Annotated in this window: 1 pseudogene; it reads left to right on the top strand. The window is 47.0% G+C overall.

The features are described from left to right. Positions 1 to 790 (top strand): annotated as a pseudogene (locus ACFINZ_RS10455) (hypothetical protein); the annotation flags it as partial.

Raw genomic sequence — 790 nt, 5'->3', positions numbered from 1 at the left:
TTACAGAACTCACAAAAACAGCCTCACAAGTACAAGCGGGAGTAGAGACAGCATTAACAGCTTCAAGAGAAGCCAAACAGATAGCAGAGTCATCTAAGACACTCTCAGAAGAAGCCAAACAACTTGCAACAGAAGCCCAAAATGCCTCTACCAATGCGCTTACAGAAGCGAATGCAGCGAAGGATAAAGCATCTACAGCGCTTACCTTAGTCAATGATGTCAAGAATATTTCTGAAGAAGTGAAAGGTATTGCAGAAACGGCATTATCGACCGCTACCACAGCTAAACAGGCTGGTGATGAGATCGGGCAAAAAGCTTTAGAAGCGTTAACGAAGTCGAGTGAAGCTAAGAGCACAGCAGAGACGGCAGAAGAGAAAGCCGCAAGAGCGGAAAAGAAGGCGGATGATGCGACAATCACAGCTTCTGAAGCCAAGACTATGGCGCAAGAAGCCAAACAGACGTTAGAGACATCAACAGCGCAACAAGATGCCTCAGAAGCACTGTCTAAAGCCGCTGAAGCGAAGAAAGTAGCAGATCAGGCAGCAACGTTAGCCAATGAAAGTAAAACGACAGCTGTTGAGGCAAAAGGTTTAGTGGAGGAAGTAAAACAATCGGTAGCGACAGCAGAGAGCGTAGCTAAGGAAGCCAAAGTAGCATCAGAAAGCGCTGTTACAGTTGCGAATGCAGCGAAGAGCACAGCAGAAGAAGCCAAGAGTGCAGCAGATAGTGCAATAGCGAAAGCGGAGCAAGCCCAACAGAGCACAACAGAAGCCTCTAGAATAGCTTTGGA

It is taken from the genome of Bartonella sp. AA81SXKL, from assembly GCF_042196945.1.
Taxonomy (GTDB): domain Bacteria; phylum Pseudomonadota; class Alphaproteobacteria; order Rhizobiales; family Rhizobiaceae; genus Bartonella.
This window is presented reverse-complemented; position numbering and strand designations above follow the sequence as displayed.